Origin of the sequence: Clostridium vitabionis (assembly GCF_015351765.1) — a bacterium.
Classification (GTDB): Bacteria; Bacillota; Clostridia; order Lachnospirales; family Lachnospiraceae; genus Clostridium_R; species Clostridium_R vitabionis.
The window spans coordinates 272,005-294,390 of the sequence record NZ_JADKQA010000002.1; the positions used below are offsets into that span (position 1 = coordinate 272,005).

26 protein-coding genes are annotated in these 22,386 nt (G+C 51.0%); 17 read left to right on the forward strand and 9 right to left on the reverse strand.

The features are described 5' to 3' along the window. The 4 genes from yfbR (at position 1) to ISF27_RS06150 (ending at position 1,878) form a co-directional block, all read left to right on the forward strand. On the forward strand, positions 1–606 hold the full coding sequence (gene yfbR / locus ISF27_RS06135) for a 5'-deoxynucleotidase (RefSeq protein ID WP_194610196.1): 606 nt from the start codon (positions 1–3) through the stop codon (positions 604–606). 277 nt (positions 607–883) lie between these two features. Further along, positions 884–1,090 carry a hypothetical protein gene (locus ISF27_RS06140; protein ID WP_194610198.1) on the forward strand — a complete coding sequence of 69 codons (207 nt, stop codon included), beginning with the start codon at positions 884–886 and terminating at the stop codon, positions 1,088–1,090. A gap of 39 nt (positions 1,091–1,129) precedes the next feature. Then, a complete protein-coding gene (locus tag ISF27_RS06145) occupies positions 1,130–1,495 on the forward strand; it encodes an iron chaperone (protein WP_194610200.1) in 366 nt (121 codons plus the stop codon). A 68-nt stretch (positions 1,496–1,563) separates the two neighbouring features. Further along, positions 1,564–1,878 carry a hypothetical protein gene (locus tag ISF27_RS06150; protein ID WP_194610203.1) on the forward strand — a complete coding sequence of 105 codons (315 nt, stop codon included), beginning with the start codon at positions 1,564–1,566 and terminating at the stop codon, positions 1,876–1,878. 103 nt (positions 1,879–1,981) lie between these two features. Here the strand turns inward: ISF27_RS06150 and ISF27_RS06155 are convergent, their stop codons facing one another. Genes ISF27_RS06155 through ISF27_RS06165 form a run of 3 tightly spaced genes read right to left on the reverse strand, consistent with a single transcriptional unit; the run spans position 1,982 to position 3,710 of the window. Continuing rightward, positions 1,982–2,749: a DUF5131 family protein gene (locus ISF27_RS06155; protein WP_407926069.1), complete on the reverse strand. Its 768-nt coding sequence runs from the start codon at positions 2,747–2,749 to the stop codon at positions 1,982–1,984. Continuing rightward, the gene (locus ISF27_RS06160) at positions 2,722–2,931 is read right to left on the reverse strand and encodes a helix-turn-helix transcriptional regulator (protein WP_194610205.1); all 210 of its coding nucleotides are present in this window, start codon (positions 2,929–2,931) and stop codon (positions 2,722–2,724) included. Before ISF27_RS06160 ends, ISF27_RS06155 begins: the two co-directional genes overlap by 28 nt. Positions 2,932–2,975: 44 nt before the next feature. Next, positions 2,976–3,710 (reverse strand): XRE family transcriptional regulator, encoded by a 735-nt coding sequence (locus tag ISF27_RS06165; protein WP_194610207.1) that lies wholly within the window; start codon positions 3,708–3,710, stop codon positions 2,976–2,978. Between the two features lie 291 nt (positions 3,711–4,001). On the opposite strand from ISF27_RS06165, the gene dinB reads away from it, so the two are divergent. The 3 genes from dinB to ISF27_RS06180 all read left to right on the forward strand — a co-directional run bounded on the left by dinB (position 4,002) and on the right by ISF27_RS06180 (position 7,302). Beyond that, positions 4,002–5,321 (forward strand): DNA polymerase IV, encoded by a 1,320-nt coding sequence (gene dinB, locus ISF27_RS06170; RefSeq protein ID WP_194610564.1) that lies wholly within the window; start codon positions 4,002–4,004, stop codon positions 5,319–5,321. Positions 5,322–5,615: 294 nt separating this feature from the next. Beyond that, the gene (gene iscB, locus ISF27_RS06175) at positions 5,616–6,899 is read left to right on the forward strand and encodes an RNA-guided endonuclease IscB (RefSeq protein ID WP_194610209.1); all 1,284 of its coding nucleotides are present in this window, start codon (positions 5,616–5,618) and stop codon (positions 6,897–6,899) included. Between the two features lie 49 nt (positions 6,900–6,948). Then, positions 6,949–7,302, forward strand: coding sequence for a hypothetical protein (locus ISF27_RS06180; protein ID WP_235986052.1), 354 nt, complete (start codon positions 6,949–6,951; stop codon positions 7,300–7,302). Between the two features lie 175 nt (positions 7,303–7,477). Here the strand turns inward: ISF27_RS06180 and ISF27_RS06185 are convergent, their stop codons facing one another. The 3 genes from ISF27_RS06185 to tnpA form a co-directional block, all read right to left on the reverse strand. Next, positions 7,478–7,780 carry a winged helix-turn-helix transcriptional regulator gene (locus ISF27_RS06185; RefSeq protein ID WP_235986053.1) on the reverse strand — a complete coding sequence of 101 codons (303 nt, stop codon included), beginning with the start codon at positions 7,778–7,780 and terminating at the stop codon, positions 7,478–7,480. Positions 7,781–8,044: 264 nt separating this feature from the next. Beyond that, on the reverse strand, positions 8,045–9,136 hold the full coding sequence (gene tnpB / locus ISF27_RS06190; protein ID WP_194610211.1) for an IS200/IS605 family element RNA-guided endonuclease TnpB: 1,092 nt from the start codon (positions 9,134–9,136) through the stop codon (positions 8,045–8,047). Positions 9,137–9,144: 8 nt separating this feature from the next. Continuing rightward, a complete protein-coding gene (tnpA, locus tag ISF27_RS06195; RefSeq protein WP_194610214.1) occupies positions 9,145–9,546 on the reverse strand; it encodes an IS200/IS605 family transposase in 402 nt (133 codons plus the stop codon). Between the two features lie 258 nt (positions 9,547–9,804). Here tnpA and ISF27_RS06200 point away from each other — a divergent pair, with 258 nt between their 5' ends. From ISF27_RS06200 to ISF27_RS06210, 3 genes are read left to right on the forward strand one after another with little or no spacing between them, the layout of a single operon-like run. Continuing rightward, positions 9,805–11,184, forward strand: coding sequence for a replication-associated recombination protein A (locus tag ISF27_RS06200; protein ID WP_194610216.1), 1,380 nt, complete (start codon positions 9,805–9,807; stop codon positions 11,182–11,184). Beyond that, the gene (locus ISF27_RS13510; RefSeq protein WP_328701534.1) at positions 11,172–12,014 is read left to right on the forward strand and encodes an MmcQ/YjbR family DNA-binding protein; all 843 of its coding nucleotides are present in this window, start codon (positions 11,172–11,174) and stop codon (positions 12,012–12,014) included. Before ISF27_RS06200 ends, ISF27_RS13510 begins: the two co-directional genes overlap by 13 nt. Further along, positions 12,007–12,261 (forward strand): ArsR/SmtB family transcription factor, encoded by a 255-nt coding sequence (locus ISF27_RS06210; RefSeq protein ID WP_328701545.1) that lies wholly within the window; start codon positions 12,007–12,009, stop codon positions 12,259–12,261. Before ISF27_RS13510 ends, ISF27_RS06210 begins: the two co-directional genes overlap by 8 nt. On the opposite strand, the gene ISF27_RS06215 is transcribed toward ISF27_RS06210, so the two are convergent. The 3 genes from ISF27_RS06215 to ISF27_RS06225 all read right to left on the reverse strand — a co-directional run bounded on the left by ISF27_RS06215 (position 12,230) and on the right by ISF27_RS06225 (position 15,904). After that, entirely contained in the window at positions 12,230–13,087 is an 858-nt protein-coding gene (locus tag ISF27_RS06215) for an EamA family transporter (RefSeq protein ID WP_194610217.1), read from the reverse strand. The genes ISF27_RS06210 and ISF27_RS06215 overlap by 32 nt on opposite strands. 166 nt (positions 13,088–13,253) lie before the next feature. Next, positions 13,254–14,681, reverse strand: a complete 1,428-nt coding sequence (locus ISF27_RS06220) for an IS5 family transposase (RefSeq protein WP_194608004.1) — start codon at positions 14,679–14,681, stop codon at positions 13,254–13,256. Positions 14,682–14,974: 293 nt separating this feature from the next. Then, entirely contained in the window at positions 14,975–15,904 is a 930-nt protein-coding gene (locus ISF27_RS06225; RefSeq protein WP_194610219.1) for an AEC family transporter, read from the reverse strand. Positions 15,905–16,258: 354 nt separating this feature from the next. Here ISF27_RS06225 and ISF27_RS06230 point away from each other — a divergent pair, with 354 nt between their 5' ends. From ISF27_RS06230 to ISF27_RS06260, 7 genes are all read left to right on the forward strand, one after another. Next, positions 16,259–16,918, forward strand: coding sequence for an RNA polymerase sigma factor (locus ISF27_RS06230; RefSeq protein ID WP_207727400.1), 660 nt, complete (start codon positions 16,259–16,261; stop codon positions 16,916–16,918). Further along, entirely contained in the window at positions 16,897–17,790 is an 894-nt protein-coding gene (locus ISF27_RS06235) for a DUF3298 and DUF4163 domain-containing protein (RefSeq protein WP_194610221.1), read from the forward strand. The genes ISF27_RS06230 and ISF27_RS06235 overlap by 22 nt, the downstream gene beginning before the upstream one ends. A 154-nt stretch (positions 17,791–17,944) precedes the next feature. After that, positions 17,945–18,457, forward strand: coding sequence for a ferritin (locus ISF27_RS06240; protein ID WP_194610223.1), 513 nt, complete (start codon positions 17,945–17,947; stop codon positions 18,455–18,457). 176 nt (positions 18,458–18,633) lie between these two features. After that, positions 18,634–19,446 carry a prepilin peptidase gene (locus tag ISF27_RS06245; RefSeq protein WP_194610225.1) on the forward strand — a complete coding sequence of 271 codons (813 nt, stop codon included), beginning with the start codon at positions 18,634–18,636 and terminating at the stop codon, positions 19,444–19,446. 145 nt (positions 19,447–19,591) lie between these two features. Beyond that, the gene (locus ISF27_RS06250) at positions 19,592–20,569 is read left to right on the forward strand and encodes a type II secretion system protein GspL (RefSeq protein ID WP_194610226.1); all 978 of its coding nucleotides are present in this window, start codon (positions 19,592–19,594) and stop codon (positions 20,567–20,569) included. Positions 20,570–20,762: 193 nt separating this feature from the next. Further along, a complete protein-coding gene (locus tag ISF27_RS06255; protein WP_207727401.1) occupies positions 20,763–21,587 on the forward strand; it encodes a hypothetical protein in 825 nt (274 codons plus the stop codon). Then, a complete protein-coding gene (locus tag ISF27_RS06260) occupies positions 21,584–22,285 on the forward strand; it encodes a hypothetical protein (protein WP_194610230.1) in 702 nt (233 codons plus the stop codon). The genes ISF27_RS06255 and ISF27_RS06260 overlap by 4 nt, the downstream gene beginning before the upstream one ends. Positions 22,286–22,386 lie beyond the last annotated feature (101 nt).

The window sequence follows — 22,386 nt, forward strand, 5'->3', positions numbered from 1 at the left end:
ATGAAAAATCAGGAATATACATTTTTCGCTTCGATCTCGCGGATGAAGTACATCGCGCGCTGGGCGCTCATGCGGAATTCCCGCGAGGAGACCCTGAGCGAGCATTCTCTGGAAGTAGCGATGATCGCCCACGCGCTCTGCACGATCGCGAATATCCGGTACGGGGCGTCGGTTGACGCGGACCGGGCGGCGCTCATCGGCCTCTACCACGATGCCGCGGAGATCATTACCGGGGATATGCCGACGCCGGTAAAGTATTTCAGCGAGGAGATCCGCGATGCCTACCGCGGGGTGGAGCAGGCGGCGGAGGAGCGGCTACTCGGGCAGCTGCCGGGGGATCTCCGGCCGGTCTATGCAGCAATTTTTCATGGGGAGGACACCACGGAGGACCGCCACCTGCGCCGCCTGGTGAAAGCCGCGGACAAGATTTCCGCCTACATCAAGTGCATCGAGGAGGAGAAAGCCGGGAACACCGAATTCCGGACCGCCAGGGAGACCATCCGCGCGGCAGTCCGGCGGATGGAAGAGGAGGATCCGGAAGTCGGTGATTTTGTCCGGGAATTTCTCGGCGCTTACGGGAAGACGCTGGACGAGCTGTCCGGGTAAGCAGCCAAGACCAGCTCACGGGGAGCCGCCCCCTCCGGAATTGCCGGTGAAGTTGATTTCTTCACAGATTCAGGGATAATGTAAATATTATTTTTTTGGAAGGAAGGTAATTTCAGAGAAAAACAGTTCTGTTGTGCAGGTGCAATGATAAATGCAGCAAAGATTATGAGGGGAATCAAAAGAAAATAGAGAAACAGGATGCCCTGTTTTGGCACGAAGCGGGAGATCGATTTGTAAAGATTGGTAGTTCAATTTTTAGAAATGTGAGGCGGTTAACATGAAGTACGGAATGAGAAAACCCAGTCTAAAGAAATCATTGAGCGCCAGAACAAAGGGAAGAGCAACCCGTGCTGTGAAAAAGGCATTGATTCCGGGCTATGGGAAGAAGGGAATGGGTATTCTTCATCCGAAAAAGGCAATCTATAACAAGGTCTATCGGAAGACCACCTTTGGACTGGGCGATCTGTTTAAGCTTTTTAAGTGATCGCAATGCGATTGGAAAGCTATTGTCAACATAAAAACTATGAGTACAACAACGAATCTGATTGACGAATATATCAATAACCAGGATTCGGCGCATAGAAGCAATTTGTATGCTGTCCGGGACACGATCAGAGAGCAGCTGCCATTTGCGGAAGAGAAAATCTCCTGGTCAATGCCGACGTGGTGGAAAGGACGCAACATTATCCACTTTGCGGCGGCAAAGAGACATATAGGGATCTACCCGGGACCTGAAGCGGTGGAACATTTCGCCGGAGAACTCATGAAACGTGGTTTAAAATTCAGCAAGGGAGCCATTCAAATCCCTTATGGCGATAACCTTCCTCTTGATCTGATTGCGGAAATTTCCCGTTGGTGTGGAGAACGCAATTCTGAAGGGGCATGCTGAAAAACGCTTCGAGGAAATGTGATATCCCGATCTTAGCGTGACAGCCTGGTTTTGAAGGATGTGGTTGAATGAAGGCTTCAATCAGCGAAGTAAAAGAGAAAATTGCCCCGTATGTCCACAGAGCATTCCTCGACCGAGAATGCATCAATGAACAGGATCTCCCGGCAGTCAAAACTCTTCTGCGGCCGTATTCCAACGTCAGGGTAAGCATTGAGAAGACCCGGCACGATGACGGATATCTTGACTGTGTGATCAGCGCAGATGCTTTCCTGGGCGGCGGAACGCTCCGATATGAGATCCGCGATAACGGGAGGAGAAAGAAATATTATGATCCGCTCGCATGGATCGATGAGATAGAGAAGTGGGACGCACTGTTCTTCTGAACGAAATTGTGCAGACATTCCTCTGCCATTGACGATTCCCGACGATCAGCTGGAGCTGAGCGCAGCAGCCAGCAGAGCGAGACAATAATCACCGAGATAATACTCATATCGGAGAGATTGGCGTGTCAATCCCGGATTTTCTTGCCTGTTCTTCCTGATCCTTCCGGTCAATATGATAGATTCGGCTTCCTTTCTTGAAGAGGCTGCCAGTCTGATGGAAGTGGAACGGCACGCCGTATTCGTCACACTGCATCTTTGTGATGATGATCCAGCCATAGTCGCAGAGCCTCGCACCTTCCCCGGATTCTCCGCCGCAGGAGACACATTCGATCTGATCGTGGTACCGTTCCAGATACTTTTCAATATGGATTTCCTCAAGCATCGGTTCGTGGATGATTTCCTTGTGGCGGATCGGAAGATTCAGAAAGACGGGGAGACGCCGGTCTGTCTGATACTGATTTTCGCAGGTGCAGCAGATGTGGACATTCTCATATCCGTCGCCCCAGTCCTCCGGGAGTCCTTCATAGAACCGCTCCGGGCGCTTGGTGACAAAATAAAACTGCAGATCCGAGCGGATCTTCATCATCTGCCAGGCTTCGGGACGCCATGCATCGGCGCCCGGATGAAAGAAGTCCGAGGTGAAGCAGGTCATGACCGTGCCGTCTTCCGGCTTCAGCTTATAGTTCCCATGCCGGTCTTTTTTCACCGGAAGGCTGAAGGAGGCTGTCTTCTTCACGATGGAGGCATCCCGGCCAAATTCGGCATCACGCCGGTACACATAGCAGTTTTGGCATCCGGGACTGCATTTGGTGCAGCCGTGCCATGAGCGCCTCTTTTCCCTGCTCAGATCCCGCCTCTTGGCGGGAACAATTCTTTCACGGTCCGGTGATAGTATTCGGAGAGCCGGATCGCCACATACACATTCGGGCACTGCGTCCCGTTTTCATATCGATAAAGCGTTTTCGGATCGACTCTCAGATCCTCGGCGGCTTTGCTCCGGGAAAGCCCAGCGGCCTTCCGGGCCGCCAGCAGGTTGTTTGGTGTTTCTCTCAAGCTGCATCACCCCCCATAAGATTTTGCATGACCGATTTCGGCTCTTACCGGGTGGCACTGCACACCTTCCCGAAGATGCGGAAGTCATCGCGGTCAAGATGCACCGGGATCGGCGCATATTTCTGATTCAGGGAAATGAGAAATGTCCCGTCGCTGTCATTTTTCAGCTTCTTGACATACGCGTTGTCGTTTAGCGAGAAAATCCCGATTTCCCCGTCATCCAGCGTTTCCTGCTGGTGCACATAAACCATATCGTGATCATGAAATGCCGGTTCCATACTGTTTCCGCTGATCGTAACGGCAAAATCCACACCCTTTGCGTCCCTGGCGGGCACTTCGATGGTCGTGTAATAATCGGAATCGAGAAAATCTCCGTGCCCGGCGGATACTCTTGCATCGTAGAGCCGGATCCGGGTCATGGAAGGGCTGTCCGCGGGAGCTGCCGGATACGGGATCACGTTTGTCCCCTTGACGTAGCTCACCGGATGGACCAGCATATGAATATAGGAGAGCGCTTTCTGCTTTCCCTCGTCATTCAGCATGGACAATGGATCTTTCGGGTTATTCCCAAAATATTCCTCCAGACAGTCCGGGATCTCCAGAATCCGGCAGATATGCAGGAAAATCCGCGCGGAGACCTCATTTCTCCCGGTCTCCCAGGCGGAAATGCTCTTCTGGCTGACATCAATTCCTTCGCCCTGCAGCCTTCCCGCAAGTTCGGTCTGGGATATGTGCGCCCTCTTCCGGTAAGCTGAGATGATAGCGCCGATATTATCCATAGAATACCTCTTTCTGACATTTCTGGGTTTGCTCCGCAGCGGATATCCCGCCGCATGAAGGGCTTTATCCTTTCCCTTACAGAATAGCACCCTGTGCGGCAAAGTCAAGAGAAATACTATCAATTGTAGTAAAAACGGGCTAAAGTGTCTATTTTCAACTATCAAAAATAGCGTTATACTGATCATGCAGGGAGAAAGCACAATGCCATGTTTCTCTTTGCAGAACCTGTGATCAGCAGGGCAGAACAGCCGCCGGGAAGCATCCGGCGGAAGATCAGGGAGGTGAGAAGGATGTCGGACCGGATCATACTGCATGTGGACTGCAACTGTTTTTACGCATCGGTGGAAATGCTGTATCACCCGGAGCTTGCCGGAAAGCCGCTTGCGGTCGGCGGGGATCCGGAAGAGCGGCACGGGATTGTCCTCACGGCCAACTACATCGCAAAGCGCCGCGGCGTGAAGACCGGCATGGCGCTCTGGCAGGCGAGACAGTGCTGCCCAGATATTGTCTTTGTTCCGCCGAGAATGTACCTGTACCTGCGATTCTCCCGCATGGCAAGAGCCATTTATCAGGAGTATTCCGAACAGGTGGAGAGTTTCGGCCTGGATGAATGCTGGATCGACCTCACAGCCAGCTGCCAGGTGTTGGGCGATCATACGCAGACCATCGAAAACGGTTATCGGATCGCGCAGGAGATCAGCGCGAGGATCCGCCGGGAACTCGGCATCACGGTCAGCATCGGCGTCTCCTGGAACAAAATCTACGCAAAGCTTGGGAGTGACTATAAGAAACCTGATGCGATCACAGTTTTTGACAGGAACAACTATAAAAAGCTGATTTATCCGCTTCCGGTGTCGGATCTTCTGTATGTCGGGAGGAGGACGGAGGAGAAGCTGGAGAAGTACGGGATCCGCACCATCGGGGAGCTCGCGGAAACGGTTCCGCATTACCTTCAGAATTGGTTTGGAAAAATTGGTCTGATGCTGTCGGTTTTTGCAAGAGGCGAGGACCGGACGCCGGTGAATGACCTCGGCGTGGAGGCGCCTATCAAGAGTGTCGGGAACAGCACGACAACGCCGCGGGATCTGGTCAATGACGAGGATGTGCGGCTTGTGCTCTATCTCCTTGCGGAGAGCGTATCAGAGCGCCTCCGGAAGAATCACTTTGAGGGGCAGGTGGTTTCCATCTATGTGCGGGATACGGATCTATGGGGATACCGCCAGCAGAAAAGAATGCCAGCTCCAACCAACATCTCCAGGGAAATCGAGGAGGCAGCGTTTGCGATCTTTCAGCGGCTGTACCGATGGGAGAAGCCGATCCGGAGCATCGGGATCAGCGTCGGAGACTTAAAGCAGGAAGGGCAGCCAAGGCAGCTCTCGCTGTTCCTGAACGAGCAGTACCGCGAGCGGCAGATGCGGGCGGACCGGATGGTGACGATGATCCGCAGCCGGTACGGATACGCTGCGGTGCAGCGGGGCATCATGCACGAGGACCGGTATCTTTCGTCGTTAAATGCGACGGCGGAGGATCACATGATCCATCCGCATTCGTATCTGGAGCATGGAAATCGGAGCGGCTGTGAGACGGTGCTTTGTGCGGAAAGCAGATGACACGGTGTGCAGAGAAAACGAGCGGCATTCGGGGAAGGATCCTCACTAATACCCACAGGCAACCCTTAGTGAGTAGCCTAAGCCCTGAAACAGGGGCTACGTTAAGAGAGAATATATAGTTACCTGCGGATGTAGTACCAAGTCTGCAGCTCTAAGGTCTGTGATTAAACAGTTCAGAGGTATAGGAACAGTGTTGCAGGCGCATAAACCTCTCATTAACATTGGCGATGGTACACTTACCACCCCTCGGGGTGAGTTATTAAATCTGTTATGGATTTTGAGGAGGCTCCAGAAATGGTATATGTACTTAATATCAGCGGTCAGCCACTCATGCCGACAGAGAATTGTGCTAAGGTACGCATCCTGTTAAAGAGCGGAAAAGCCAGAGTGGTTAAAAGATGTCCGTTTACAATACAATTGATGTATAACACCACGAGTTATACGCAAGAGATTGCTTTGGGCGTAGACAGCGGAAGCAAACATATCGGTCTTTCAGCGACCACAAAGGATAAAGTATTATTTGAGTCCGATGTAGAGCTGCGAAACGACATAGTAGATTTGCTCTCTGCCCGCAGACAGAACCGCAGTGCCAGAAGAAATCGCAAAACCAGATACCGCATGCAGCGCTTCAGTAATCGCGAACGTAAAGATGGATGGCTGTCGCCTTCTGTTCAGAACAAGGTGGATACCCATTTAACGGCAATTCGTAAGATATACGAAATTTTGCCAGTCAGCAAAATCATCGTAGAGGTGGCGTCTTTCGATATTCAGAAGATTAAAAATCCTGCCATAAGCGGTGCTGACTATCAGAAAGGCGAACAGATGGGTTTCTGGAATGTGCGTGAGTATGTTCTTTTTCGTGACGGCCATGAATGCCAGTGCTGTCATGGAAGGTCAAAGGACAGGATTCTGAACGTTCACCACATTGAAAGCAGAAAGACTGGCGGCGATGCGCCGAATAATCTGATTACGCTGTGTGAGACCTGTCATACAGGCTATCACAAAGGCGCAGTCAGGCTTCCGAAGACAATCCGCAGAGGCATGCCGTTCAGAGATGCCGCATTTATGGGCATTATGCGATGGGCGTTTTACGATAAGCTGAAGGAAATTTATCCAGACGTGCATCTGCCCTATGGCTACATTACAAAAAATACGCGCATCAGACACGCCCTGCCTAAAGATCACTACATAGATGCCAGATGCATCAGCGGTCATCCGGATGCTGTCTCTGATGGTACAGTGTACTGCCAGAAAAAGGTAAGATGCCACAACAGACAGATACACAAGGTAAACTTTATCAGAGGCGGAAAACGCAGACGGAATCAGGCCCCATATGAGGTTATGGGCTTCAGGCTTTTTGATAAGGTGCGGTGGAAAGGGCGTGAGTGCTTCATCTTTGGCAGACGTTCTACAGGCAGGATGGATCTGAGACTTCTGGACGGCACAAAGCTGAATCCCTCGGTCGGATATAAGAATATGCATCTATTGGAAATGCGCAAGAACATACTCATTGAGGAAAGGAGAAAAGCGGTTCCTCCCACAGGCAAGCCTGTGGGTTTCCCCGCTAAACATTTATGACACGGTATGCAGAGAAAACGAGTGACGTACGGGAAGGGAGTTGAGCCGCATGGGCGTTTACGACTATCATCATGATTCCGGGCGATCGGACCGCCCGGAGATGCGGAGCGATGCGCCGCTTAGTGAACACACGCAGGAGACGATGGCGGTCAGTCCGCACAAGGCCTATGTCGAGGTGGTTGCGGACTTTTCCTCCGACGGGAGGATGAAGCCGCTCCGCCTCATCTGGGAAGACGGACGCAAATACGATGTGGATCGCATCCTCCGCGTGGACCGGTGCGCCAGCCTCAAGGCAGGAGGCGCCGGGATCCGGTATGTCTGCCGGATTCTCGGGCAGAGAGTCGAGCTGTACTATGAGGAGAACGGCTTCTGGTTTGTGAACCGGAAGATATCGAGGGCATAGGAAGACAGAGAGCAGGATGAAGAGTGAGTAACGAGTCCTTGACTCAAACTTCCCACATCAAAAATGGGCATGTACATTGAAAACTCAATAGTTTAACCGGAAAAAATTACCATTTCATGCTGCTGTGGCAGTCGGAAGGATTTTCATGGACTGACTGAACGTGATATCTGCTGCCTCATCCACCATGAAGGAGAACAGTTGCTGGAAGATCTTTTTCATGCTTGAATCCCCAGCACATGATGGCATAGAACACCGGGAGCAGGTCTCTGCCTACAGGTGAGAAAGAATATTCCACGTGAGGCGGAATCTCGTTAAACTGCCTGCGGGTGATCAGGCCATCGGCCTCCAGTTCGCGCAGCGTCTTGGTCAGCATCGTGTTCGTGATACCAGGCAGATCATTTTTCAGAACGCCGAACCGTATGGTATCATAGATGCAGAATTCATAGAGAATCTGGGTCTTCCATTTTCCCTGCAGCATTTTAAGAAGAGGGGTAACGGGGCAGTTTCCACTATCCGTTAAGATTCCTGTTTTCACCTTCTGCAAGTACTCTTCATAACTCATATAGTTTTGATCAGAATTCTTCTGTGATGCCTTGTCTGATGGCTTGACACTCCACACGACTAAAGTCGTGGGATTCTTGCTTCAACCACTACTGCGTTCCTAACAAGTTACCTTGTTGGCTCGTCTTACACAGTGTCCACAAGCGTAAATTCCCGTATGCCCTACGGTATTTTATATATGTCAGGCTATTGACAGCCCTTTATTTAAGATGGTTATGCTTGCGTTGGTGTCTCTATCGTGCTTTGCGTGACAATTAGGACATTCCCATTCTCTGATTGAGAGATTCTTTACAAACGGGTTCTTATACCCACAACAACTGCATGTCTGACTGCTTGGATACATAGTAGGTACTTTGATTATGTCATTTCCGTACCATATAGCCTTGTATTCAAGCATTGCAAAGAACTTAGACCATGAACAGCTTGCTATGTGTTGTGCAAGTTTATGATTACGAATCATTCCTTTTACATTCAGGTCTTCGATACAGATCGTTTGGTTTTCGCTAACAAGTATCGTTGACTGTTTTTGAAGGAAATCGTTACGCTGATTAGTTATCTTTTCATGGACTTTAGCTACCTTAACACGCTGTCTATTGCGATTATTAGAGCCTTTTTGCTTACGAGAAAGCCTGCGTTGTTCTCTGGCGAGTTTACGCATTGACTTCTCTAAATACTTAGGGTTATTGACGACATTGCCGTTGCTGTCGGAGTAAAACTCCTTTATGCCGACATCAATGCCAATCATGCAGCCTGCATTTGGTCGAAACTCTGGCTCAAAGTCAACATTCAGAACTACAAAATATTTACCCGTAGGAGTACGCTCTACCGTGACATTATTGATATGCCCGACTTCCATGGACTGTTTGATTTTGACATACCCGAGCTTCGGGAGCTTAATATACTTCCCGATTATGCGGATGTTATCGCCCTGATTGATGGTTCTGTATGACTGGTGGTTATTATGCTTACTTTTGAACTGCGGATGTCTTGCACGCTTCTCAAAGAAATTTTTAAATCCACGGTCTAAATCCCTCAAAGACTGCTGGAGTGCAATAGAATCAACATCCTTCAGGAAAGCAAAGTCAGCCTGCTTTTTAAGGTTTGTGAGCATAGCAGATGTTTGGTTATAGCCAATCTTTTCGCCATTGGAATAGGCATCGTTACGCATAGCAAGACCTTTGTTGTAGATGAGCCTGCAACATCCGAGTGTTCGGTTTATTAAGTTTTGTTGTTCCTTATTGGGGTACGCCCTAAACTTAACACCTTTGTTCATACTTACACCTACGGTCTTGTTTTTTGGGTATCTACATACCACTGAATCGTTTCGGAACTTACATTACCTGCTGTACTTACAAAATAGTTTCGAGTCCAAAGACTCGGCATTGCTTTAAGCTGTGGAAATTCTTCCCTTAATTGAAGTGAAGTACAGCCCTTAATCTGCTTCATTATGTTTGGAATGGACATAGTTGGCAGTACACTAACGAAAATATGTACATGGTCTATATGACATTCCAGAGCAAGGATCTCAATACCTTGTTTTTTACATTCAGCAGTAGTAAGTTCTTTAAATCTATCCTCAACGCCTTGGATATTAAATATTTTTCTGCGGTATCGAGGACAAAATACAAAATGGTAGTTAATCAATGATACAGTTGTTTTTGTATGTTTATATTCATTCTTCATGAATATATAGTAGCACATTTGTAGATATTATTTAATATATTATCTACGAAAAGTAAAGAGGTGGGCTATCATCCTCACGTTTGAAACCGTGGGTTTTCTCGCCCACATGGGTTATAAAAACTGAGTACTTGAATACTAATATAGATAAGGTATATTTAATGTACTTAATAAAGTCAACACATGAAGCCAGAATCACAGGGCCTGTGATTCTGGACAGTATTGTGATATAGAAGGGAAGTAAAGGTGGTGTATCAATAAATGGATCTTTTTGAATATGCGGCTGAGAGTCGGAAAGAAAAGGAAGCTCCCCTTGCTGCCAGGATGCGTCCGCAAACTTTGGATGAGATGGTTGGCCAGGAGGATATTATCGGGAAAGATAAGCTTCTTTACCGTGCGATTAAGGCGGACCGGATCAGTTCGGTCATTTTCTATGGGCCGCCCGGTGTGGGGAAAACAACGCTTGCCCGTGTAATCGCCGGGACGACATCTGCGGATTTCCATCAGGTGAACGCAACGATAGCGGGAAAGAAAGATCTTGAGGAGGTTGTCGCAAAGGCGAAAGAGAATCTGGGCGGTTACGGAAGAAAAACAATTCTTTTTATTGATGAAATCCATCGGTTCAATAAGGCACAGCAGGACTATTTGCTGCCATATGTAGAAGACGGCACGGTGATTTTGATCGGCGCGACAACAGAGAATCCGTATTTTGAAGTGAATGGTGCGCTTCTTTCAAGATCGCGAATTTTTGAACTGAAGCCGTTGTCAAAGGAGAATATTCTGACTTTAATCCACAGGGCTTTCGAGTCAGAAAGGGGAGTAAAAGCATACCATGCAGAGATCACGGAGGATGCGGCAGATTTTCTGGCCGATATCGCAGATGGCGATGCCCGCGCTGCTCTGAATGCCATAGAACTTGCTGTGCTTACAACAGATCCGGGAAGCGATGGAAAGATACATGTCACACTGAAGGTGGCAGAGGAGTGCATACAGAAGAAGGCAATCCGCTACGATAAAACCGGGGACAATCACTATGATACGATCGCTGCTTTTATTGAGTCCATGTGCGGTTCTGATCCGGATGCTGCCCTTTATTATCTGGCCCGGATGCTGGAAGCGGGTGAGGATGTGAAGTATATTGCGCGCAGGATGCTGGTAGCTGCATCAGAAGAAGTTGGCAATGCCGACCCGATGGCGATCTGTGTTGCAGCATCAGCGGCAATCGGTGTAGAGCGTGTCGGTATGCCGGAAGGAAGAATCATCCTCGCTCAGGCAGCCGCCTATATTGCTTCCGCACCGAAATCCAATTCTGCTTATCTCGGTATTGAAAAAGCATTGTCGCTGGTCCGGAAGACAGGAAATCTGCCGATTCCATCCTATCTGCAGGACTCCAGCTATAAGGGGGCAAAAAAGCTTGGCCGCGGTGTCGGTTACAAGTATGCGCATAACTATCCGAATCACTGGGTGGAGCAGCAGTATCTTCCTGATGAGATTCGTAAAGAACAAATCTATGAGCCGAATGATATCGGACACGAGAAAGACATCAAAGCGTATTTCAGAAAAATCGGGAAAGAGCCGGAGAGATACGCTTACGTTGACCCGTCGCTTTCAGGAAAGCCCGAGAAACCATGGGAAGATTGATCATAGAGAGTAAAGCAGCCTGCAAAGGCAAAGAAACAATGATTGGGCGCGATGAGATATTCCAATATGTGAGAAAAAAATATAACGTTGCAGAGGATTATCCTTTGCCGACCGCTCCGACCTTTCCGGTCATGCGGCATCCGGACACCCGCAAGTGGTTTGCGATTATCATGGATGTTCCGAAGGAAAAGCTGGGATTGGCCGGACAACAGAGGGTGGACGTTATCAATGTAAAACTAAGTGATCCTCTGCTTGTGGATGTCGTGACGCGTCAGGACGGATATTTCAAAGGATATCATTTTAACCGCGGAAATTGGATCTCCATCCTTCTTGATGGAACGGTTCCTTTCGAAGATATCTGCAGATGGATTGATGAAAGCTTCCTCGTAACGGCTTCCAAACAAAAAAATCAGGAGTATCGTCCGCCAAAAGAGTGGATTATTCCGGCAAATCCGAAGTATTACGATATAGAGCACGCGTTTGATAAGGGAAGTGAAATAGACTGGAAGCAGGGAGCGGGAATTAAAGCGGGGGACATCGTATTTATGTACGCAGCTTACCCGGTATCGGCTATTCTCTATAAATGTAGGGTTACGCGGACGAATATCCCTTACGATTATCAGGATGATCATCTTACAATCAGGACAATCATGAAGTTAGAACTGCTTGAGCGGTATCAGCCGGACAGGTTCACATTTCATGTTTTGAAAAATGAATATGGCATCTTTGCTGTCAGAGGGCCGAGAGGTGTGCCCTGTTCTTTAAGCGAAGCGCTGAAACGGGGAGGAACCCATAATTATAGCGTAACTTCAAGTTTCCGCCATCTGTAAGGCTCTCGGGGATCCGAACAGGCTTCGAATTGTGAAGATGCTTCCCGGGTGTGAAAAGTGTGCCTGCGTGATTCTCGAAGCTTTTGATATTACGCAGCCGACGCTTTCTCATCACATGAAGATTCTCTGCGACTGCGGTCTGGTCAATGTCCGGAAAGAGGGAAAGTGGAGCTATTATTCCCTGAACTGTGATGCGCTGCGGAACTTTCAGGGCTTTAAAACAGCATCAGCAGCGTGCCTGCTGTGATTCCCGCAAGACCCAGCGCGGACTTCTTCGTCAGTTGCTCGTGGAACACAAGATAGGAGAACAGCACCGTTACCAGGATGCTCAGCTTGTCGATGGGCACCACGACGCTGGCCGGCCCTTCATGCAAAGCTTTGTAGTAGCAGAGCCAACTGCCGCCGGTGGCAAGGCCGGACACGCAGATGAAACCCAGCTCGTTTTTGGGAATGGCCGCAAGCTCCCCCTGTTTGCCGGTGACAAATACCATTATCCACGACATGAACAGCACCACCACCGTGCGGATGGCAGTTCCCAGATTGGACTCCACCCCGGAGATCCCGATTTTGCCTAGGATGGCCGTCAGGCTGGCAAATACCGCCGAACCCAGCGCGTACCACAGCCATGCGGCGCTTTTGGTTTCTCCGCTACCCTGCTTTTTCTCAATCATGAGGAATGTGCCGATGGCGATCAGCACCACGCCGACGCCCTTGGCCAGGCTGATGCCTTCCTTCAGGAAGACGGCCGCCAGCAGAATGGTCAGCACGGTGCTGGATTTATCGATGGGCACAACCTTGTTCACATTGCCAAGCTGGAGCGCCTTGAAATAGCACAGCCAGCTCGCGCCGGTGGCAAGGCCGGACAGGATCAGAAACAGGAGCGTCTTGCCCGTAATCCCAGAGATGGTTCCCTGCGATCCGACCACGAACACCATCAGCCATGAGAACAGCAGCACAACAATGGTACGGATGGCAGTAGCCACGGTTGAGTCCGTTTTCCTGATGCCGCACTTGGCAAGAATAGAGGTCAGCCCTGCGAAGAGAGCTGAACCGAAGGCAAACAGAATCCACATAAATTCTTTCGCTCCTTTCCTTCCCTGATCGCGCGTACCCAAATAGGTCAGGAATCACTTATCCTTAAATAGTGTCTGCTCAACATTGGGTCCAATTTTAGCAAACTGCAAAGGTATCTGGACGGCTGCCAACCGTACAGTGCAGCCCGGAATTCTGGCGAATTGCTCACGTTGCATCGTCCATTTCGATGAACTGCGCTGTTTCCGGCCCGTATCCGCAGTCCGCAAAATAAAGCACAAAAAGATTCCCTGTAGGAATTGCGAAGAGGTTGGTGACATAGACTGATAATGCGATAGATGCCAGTGTTGTTTCAGCCAGTCTGGTCATAATGAGACCAGCGCCGTTACAACGCTTCTCCCTGCTGAAGAAGCGCTCTACCTCGATCCGGTCAGTGTTGTCTTTATACTCCTCCCGGTTAGCCTTATGATCGGCTGCGGGACGCCCCAGTCTCGGGCCGGAGATGCGGATGCCGTGCTCTTTACAGTAAGCACGGTTCGCCCTTGTCCTGTAGATCTGGTCAACAAGAACCCGTACCGGATAATGCCCGGTGCGTTCCTTATAACGTTCTACCGCATCCTGCAGGACAGAGCTCTCATTGTAAGGATCAAACTGGAGCTTCTCCAGGCGGGCGTGGCCCTTTTCGTCAATGCTGACATCATACTTGGCGCCAAACTCCACGGGAGACTTGGCTTTGCCGCGCACGATGGGACGGATATACGGCTGGCTGATGCTCACAATCCGGTCATCCACTCTGTGAGTGTTGTTATCAAACATGTACTTCTGCTGTTCGTACAGCTTCTGGACGGTCAGATAGCAGTCAATATACTTCTGTGGCAGGGCATAGCCTTCTGTCATGTATGCCTCCAGATACCGCAGATCGCGATTCAGGCAGCCAAGCTGCTTACGGATCAGGCTCCGGAGCTTCTTCGTCGGGCGTTTTTTGGCTTTCGCCATGGCAAGATATTCTTTTCTTGCGCGCCTCCGGTATGTTCTGGGCTTCGTCCATGGATGATACTGGTGATGGAAATAGTCAATCATCTCTTCGAGCTTCTCCCTGGCATCATTGAGAAGCACAAAGTCCTGAGGATACTTGATGTTGGACGGAGAACAGGTGGCATCCAGAATGAAAGTCCCCACGTTCTCCCCGTCGGCGGATTTTTCCGGTTTATCGCCGGCATGTTCCGGCGTGGCAGCGCCTGCAGCAAGGTATTCTTCATTCGCCATCATCAGAAAACGGGAATCCAGCCTGCGGCGAAAATACACGAGAACTGTCGGCTTGAACGGGCAGGTGTCCGAAAACCGGTCCATACCAATGAAGTACTGGTAATACGGGTTTTGGGCGACTTCCTTAACCAGCCTGCGGTCAGAAAGCCCCTCACGTTTCTGAATGATCAGAGCACCGAGAGCAACACGCAGAGGAAAGGCCTGCCGTCCTTCGTGTGAGGGAAAGAGAGAAGCGTACACTTTTTCCAGGCTTGTCCAGTCGATGGCATTTGCAAGCCGGACCCATTCATTGTTTTCATCCAGCGGTGTTCCACAGCTCTGGTTGAAATCAAAAATCGAAATCTGGTGCTCGGACGGTTTTTTGTACATGGCGGACTGCCTCGGATATATCAATAAGTGCAAAGAAATTAGGAGAAATTGCAAAAATCTTTGCACTTATTATACCGCAATCCGCCGTTATTGTCAGTAAATATTGCATTCTACGCTATTGAGCAGACACTAAATATATCTAATTTTTAGTGATTTTTCAATTGCACATTGAACAGGATGAACTGCCGGCATAAGCATTGAGCGGGATGAGCTGCCGGCGTGCGCATTTCGAAAAAATGTCGTGCACTTTTCGGGAAAATTCCATCGCCAGCGAATTTCACCTGGCGGGGCTCTCAGTAGATGCCGAGTACGATCAGGACAAGGGTAATTTCCACGATGCTGAGAATGATGGTCAGGGAGTTTGCGGCGCTGGCTTTACCCTCATCGCCGTTGCACATGCTGGTAAATGCGGGAGAGATGGCGCTCATCGGCCCGAAAGCGACAATCACCAGAGCCTGTCGGATGACCAGGTCAAACGGCAGGACGAAATAGCAGAAGGCAGCGAGGATCACGGCCCAGATTTGCCGGAGCACAATCATTTTGACAATATCGCCCAGATACTCCCGCTTCAACTCGAGGTGAAAGGTTACCCCGATCATCAGCATGGCCATGCAGGCATTTGCGTTTGATGCGGGGGTAAGAATCGTCAGAACGCCTTCTGGCAGGTGGAGGTTCAGGCAGGTCAGAATGAACATGGCGACATAGACCAGGAAGGCAACGCTTTTGCTCAGCCGTTTGAAGACCATCCGGACATCCAATCCGTGTTTATTCGCGGCCTCGGCCGTGTACTCGGAGGCGAAGGCATAGGTTCCGCCGGTGCACATGATCGAGTTCCCGGCATCAAACATACAGGCGGCCGCAACTCCCATAGCGGGGAGAAAATCCTGTACAAAGGGCAGGCAGAACGCGCCGATGTTGTAGGCGGAGCAGCAGAGCATGTACATCGCGCGGTCGCCGCCTTTCCGTCCACGGCTGGCAATGCCTCCGACAAGGATCATGAGGATATTTGACCCGATTCCGAGGACGGTGAGCAGCAGCAGCGTGGTGCTGATAGATGCGATTCTGGCAAAAGAGGTGACCAGTGCACAGGGAAGCGTGAAATTCAGCATCAGCTGCATGAGCGCATCTCCGGCCTCAGGACCGACCAGATGCATTTTCCGGAAAATCATCCCGATGAGAATGATGAATACAAATGCCGCTGCTTTTAGAAGAATGCCTGTCATAACCGATTGCCTCTCTTGCGTGATTTCTTCAGAAAGTATACCTGACGCCGGCGCCGCCGGGTCATGAGTACACAGATACTATAAACGGATTTCCCGCAAAAGGCAAAGACTATTGGTTTCTCTACTGCCCTGCTTTTTCTCAATCCCGCGTCCCATACGGGGTTGGAAAAAACTCATCCTTATAGTATAAAATTCTCAGCGATTTTTCAATTATGCATTGAGCAAGGTGAGGTGCTGACGGCGTATTTCGGAAGAATGCTGCGCGTTTTTTGGAAAACTCCTTTGCCAATGAATGAAGAGCCGGCACATTGGGGATAGGGGATCGGTTAAAGGGGCTGTTGCAACTCCATGATAATGGAATTGTGGCAGCCTCTATTTTTTTTGGGGGGGGGCGGTAATCACCGCATTCCGCTGAATGATTCGAAATTTGTATTCTTGAAACTTTTTCCGTGCCAGAACGATCTATATAGTAAAAGACAAACAGAAAGGTGTGTGCCCACAGTGAAAGAAATCTTATATGAAAGGCTGGTTCAGTACATTCTTGAAAATCAAGACCGATTTTATCGAATGGCTTACAGCTATACCAAACATCAGGAGGACGCTCTTGATGCCGTCCAAAGTGCTGTCTGTAAAGCGCTTGAAGCGCATGAAAGTATTAAGAATGCGGATGCAATCAAGACGTGGTTTTATAGAATATTGATCAATGAATGCCTGATGATCATAAAAAAGCGGAAGAAATTTCCTTTAGCCGCCGATGCAGCGGAACAGGAGGAAGTGGCATATTTTGAAAAAGAGTACGAACAGGGAAATGAATTAGAGCAGGAGTTGGATAAGCTGGACTTGGATGTTCAGGGCATTATCAAGCTCCGATACTTTGAGGAAATGTCCTTGAAGGAGATATCCGGTATTACCGGATTAAATCGGAATACGGTCAAAACGAAACTTTATCGGGGATTAAAGCAATTAAAAGAAGATATTCAGGAGGCGGGGTTATGGGCAGATTACAGGATTTGAAAGAGAAATACGATCAGATCGTGATTCCGGAGGAGCTTCATGTGCGTGTGGAGCAGGAAATTATGAAGTCGCGGACGCGGCAGGAAGAAGAGAACAGGGCGAATTCGAAAAAAAGATTCAAAAAAGCACTCCTCATGATGAAAGTTACCGCCGCTGCGGCCGCTATTCTATTTACTACCGCTTTAAATACAAGCCCGATATTTGCAAAAGAGGCAGCACAGCTCCCGGTCATCGGAGGGCTGGCCAAGGTGCTGACATTCCGGTCTTATCAAGCAGAAAAAGATGATATCGCGGTATCGGTAGAAATCCCATCAATTCAAATGATTGCTGACGATACCGGGATAACAACCGATGCAATCAACCATGATATTTATGATTGCTGCAAGCAGTATGCGGATCAGGCGGTTTCGGCTGCGGAGGAATACAGAACCGCGTTTCTGGCTACAGGAGGGACGCCGGAAGAATGGGCGGAGCATAAGATACGGATTTCCGTAAATTATGAGATTAAGCAACAGAATCAGGACTATCTTTCTTTTGTGGTGAGAGGTACTCAAAACTGGGCAAATGGCAATAATGAGGCTAAGTATTATAATCTGGATGTAAACACGGGGAAATATGTTACGTTAAAAGATATGCTGGGCGACAATTATTCGAAAATTGTCAATCAGAGCATTGAGAAACAGATCACGGAAAGGCAGAAAGCCGGAGAAGTATTTTTCACGCCAGAGGAAGGCGGGTTTGCCGGAATTTCCGGAGATACGAAATTCTATATTAACGGGAACAACCGGCCGGTTATCGTTTTTGAACCATATGAAATTGCACCCGGTTCGTCAGGGGAAATCGAATTTGAAGTAGGCGGAGAAAATGGATGAATGTCGGCAGATCCGGCAAATGTCCGCTTTATGTCCGCCCTGATTGTGATATAATAAGACAGGCTGCCGGGGAAGCCGGACTGGCCGCCAGGCATCTTTGCGTAGCAAATTTGCTTTACGACATGATCATATCATCAGAGGAGGAGACGATACTATGCTGGATAAAAAAGTCAGCGATCTGATCAACGAGCAGATTACGAAGGAGTTTTATTCCGCCTACCTGTATCTGGATTTTTCCAATTACTACTATGATCAGGGGTTGGATGGATTTGCCCACTGGTATGATATCCAGGCTCAGGAAGAGCGGGATCATGCCATGCTGATGCGGACATACCTGCTGAACAACGGCGTCAAGGTAGAATTTGACGTGGTGCCGAAGCCGGATAAAACGTACAGCACGCCGCTGGATCCGCTGGAGGCGGGTCTTGCACACGAGCAGGAAGTCACCAGGCTGATCAACTGCATCTACCGCGCGGCCAAAGATGTGGACGATTTCCGCACGATGCAGTGCTTCGACTGGTTTGTCAAGGAGCAGGGCGAGGAAGAGAAGAACGCGGATGACCTGATTAAAAAGTACAAGCTGTTTGGCGGCGATCCGAAAGGCCTGTACGCGCTGAACCAGGAGCTTCTGGCGCGTGTCTATACAGTGCCGTCCCTGGTTCTCTGATCGGGAAAATTTACCAGATAGGAAAACGTCTCTCGGGTGCCTGGAAAATGCACTCGTCAGGCGTTTTTCCTTACCTTCGGGCAATCCGTGCGTATCGGGAGCACTGCTTCGCGGAATGGATGCCATTCTTACCGCTAAGTGTCTGCCCCGCATATCGCTGCAGTGGAGAAGAAGAATTGATCAATTCAGGAAGCTTTTCGACAGATCTGATATTTACCAGCGGCGTGATCACGGCCTATGTGCTGATTCTGGCCGCCGTCCTCGGTGCCGTGATGGCGAGTTTCCTCACCTGCCTTGCCGGGCGTACCGTGACCGGGGAGAGCATCTGGAGAGGGAGGAGCCACTGCGACAGCTGTGGCCATATTCTCGGCCCCGCCGACCTGGTGCCGGTGTTCAGCTACCTCGCTCTCAGGGGGAAATGCCGCTATTGTCATCAGAAGATATCGGCACAGTCCTTTTTTGCAGAAACCCTTTCCGCCGCCGTCTTCGTGGCGATCATTCTGCGGCTGGGACTGAGCTTTGATGCCCTGCGCGCGATGATCCTTTACTGCATCCTTCTTGCGCTGTCGCTCATCGACCTTGCCAGTTTCACGATTCCGGACAAAGCGATTGCCACCGGGATTGTCCTCTGGGCGGCATTTCTCCCGCTCATTCACGCACCGTGGAGAGAAACACTGAAAAACGGCATGATCGGGGGATTTGTCCTCGGGGCGGGCGTCCTTGCCATTTCCCTGATGATGGACAAGATCCTCGGGCGCGAGAGCATGGGCGGCGGGGATATAAAGCTCATCTTCGTGATGGGGCTCTACCTCGGCCTTACCGGCGGCCTGTTCGCGCTGATCCTCGCCTGCGTGATCGGGCTGATCTTCATTACCGTAAGGCATCAGGGGAAAATCCCGTTCGGCCCTTCGATTTCCGCGGCGTTTATGATCGTGCTGCTCTACGGCAGGCCGTTGATTTTCTGGTACAATTCCCTGATCGGGCTGTGATGGCTCTTCACGGGATTTGCATATCCTGCTATAATGACTTCCGTTAACGCAGGTTGATAGCTCAGCCACAGCAGGCTGGCTGCATAGTTGTAGCAAGATCCACAGCAGGCTGGTTGCACAGCCGGGGCAGGTTAAGGTGTGATTCATGACGAAAACGATGTTGGGAATTGACATTGGCACCAGTTCCGTCCGGATAGCTGATGTCAAGGGCAGCCAGATAATGAAATATCTGGAAGTCCCGCTGCCGGACAATGCGGTGAAGGGCGGGCGCGTGGTTGCGTTCAACGCGCTGGCTGACGTCATCCGGACGGCGCGGAAGGAAAACCGGATTCATACCAGGCGGGCGGCGCTTTCGCTCTCTGCCGCTAACAATATTGTCATCCGGCGGATTACGATGCCGAAAATGACCGAGGCGCAGCTCATGATCAATATGCCATACGAGCTGCACGATTTCCTGAACAGCGACATCAAGGATTATTTTTTCGATTATTCCCTTGTCTCTATGGGGGAGAAGGACATGACCCTGATCGCCTGCGCGATCGGGAGAAGGACCGTTGAAAATTTCCGTGCGATGGCTAAGCTCGCGGGCATCCAGATAGAAAAGATCGTTCCGGATGTTATCGCGCTCGAGGCGGTTCTGCCCGCGCCGGATGCATCGGCAGAGGTACCCGGGGATTTCGTCATTCTCGATGTCGGCCACGGCGGGACAAGAATGTATTTCTATTCGCGTCACGCCTTCGAGATCACCCGCAATATCGATGCCGGGGCAGGCCAGATCGCGGACATCATCGCGAAGAACCGGGGCATGGACAAGCACGCGGCGTGGACGCGGCTCTCTGCCGCCGATCCGGACGTCCTGGGCGACCCGGAGGTGGACGACGAGATCGGAAGCTTTGTGGCACAGGTTATGCGCTCCATCAACTTCTACGGATATAATAATCCCGGCAACACGATCGACCGGATTTACTACATGGGTTCGGGGCTTCCGCCGAAATGCTATCTGCACCGCCTGGAAGCGGCGACGAACATGAAGTGTGAGCCGGTGGCGGACCTGCTGCCGGACGGGATCTTCGCGGAGGGCATCAACGACGGGCCGCAGGTGTACGGCTGCATCGTGGAATAACGCGGCGCGGCGGCGGCCAGAACTGCGGCCATGCGCCGGCCGGCAGAAACGCAGCGGCGGCCAGAACCGCGGTCATGCGCCGGCCGGCAGAAACGCGGCGGCGGCCAGAACCACGGTCATGCGCCGGCTGGCAGAAACGCGGCGGCGGCCAGAACCGCGGCCATGCCTCGGATAGCGGAAAGAGGGACGAACGTTGTTATCATTGAAGACAGATTTACCGCTGGGAAGAAAAAACGCCCTTCCGGCGAAGAAGTCAATCAATCTCTATATTGTCGAGAGCCACAAAAAGCAGAATGTGATCTCCCTTAGCCTATTTGGCGTGTACCTGGTTGGGCTCTACCTCTTCACGCGGTTTGCGGTCATCGGGCAGCTCCAGAGGGTGAATGCGCTCGAACAGCAGTATAGCGGCACCAAACAGCAATATGCGCTTCTGCAGTCGGAAAACTCCGATTATAACCAGATCCTCCAGGCGTACAGCCATTATGGCGACGGCGGCCTGAACAGTGATGAGAGCGCCCTGCAGGACCGCCTCGATATTCTGAAGATCGCGGAGGAGCAGATTCTCGAAAAGGATGCGCTCGAGAGCATTTCGGTCACCGGAAATCAGGCGACACTGGTGATCAACACCGAGAAGCTGGCAAATGTCTCGTCCCTGGCGGCCGATCTTGAGAACTATAGCATTGTCTCCTATGTGACGGTCAGCACGTCCACCCGGGATGAGGCGTCCGCAAGGACGTATTCCGGGCAGGGTTCCGGGGGAAATGTGCCGGCGGGGACCCCGGCTGCCAGTGTGGTCGTGTCGACCATGGATATCTATTTTAAGCCGGCGGCCTCGACGCAGGCGGCGGAGAGCGGCGCGGATGGCGCGCAGGACGGCGATGATGCGGCTTCCCAAGCGGCGGAGAGCGGCGCGGATGGCGCGCAGGACGGCGATGATGCGGCTTCCCAGGCGGCGGGGAGCGGCGCCGATGGCGCGCAGGAGAGCCAGGAGTCGTCCACGGAGGGAGGCGAAGGATGATGAATCGTAAACTCCGGAAATCAGAAATCGCCCTCATTCTTATCCTCACGGTGCTTCTCCTCGGGCTCATTTACTACCAGTTTATCTTCCGTTATGTGCAGGACGCCAAGACGCAGTACGACACGGCGGACCTGATGCTGCAGATCCAGCAGGAGGAGCAGAAGAAGGGGAAGATCGAGGACATGAAGGCTGAGATCGAGAAAAATAAGGCCAGCGGGAGCGGGGAGGTTGCAACCTACGACAACTTAAAAAATGAAATCAACGCGCTGAATGACATTTTTTCTGCCGCGGATTCCTTTAACTTTACCTTTTCCCAGGCCACGGCGTCTGGAACGACGGTGCGCCGCGTGATCAGCGCAAGCTTTACGGCGGCAAATTATCCGGCGGCAAGGGCAATCATCGAAAATCTTCATAATTGCCCGTACCGCTGCCTGATCACCGACATTTCCCTCACCTCGGCGGGATCGCAGGGGGAGAACCAGTCCCTGGCGGATGTGCAGCCCAACCTCAACACCGACAGGATCAGCGCCACGCTGAATGTCACGTTCTTTGAGACACTCTATGACGCCACGACGACCGACGGGGTCCAGGTCGAGGACGATAGTAACACGAAGGACGGAGACCGCCCGCTGACGGACATCCTCTCGGAGGAGCGCGAGAGGTACGAGAGCGAGGGAGCTGACCAGGAGACGCACTGACGCGAGCGGCAGGAGCTGTCAGATGCCGTCGGGCTGTGGCAGGAAGCCGGGAATTCCCGACTTCTGGCAAGAACACCCGCCGGCATGGGCAAAGATGCATA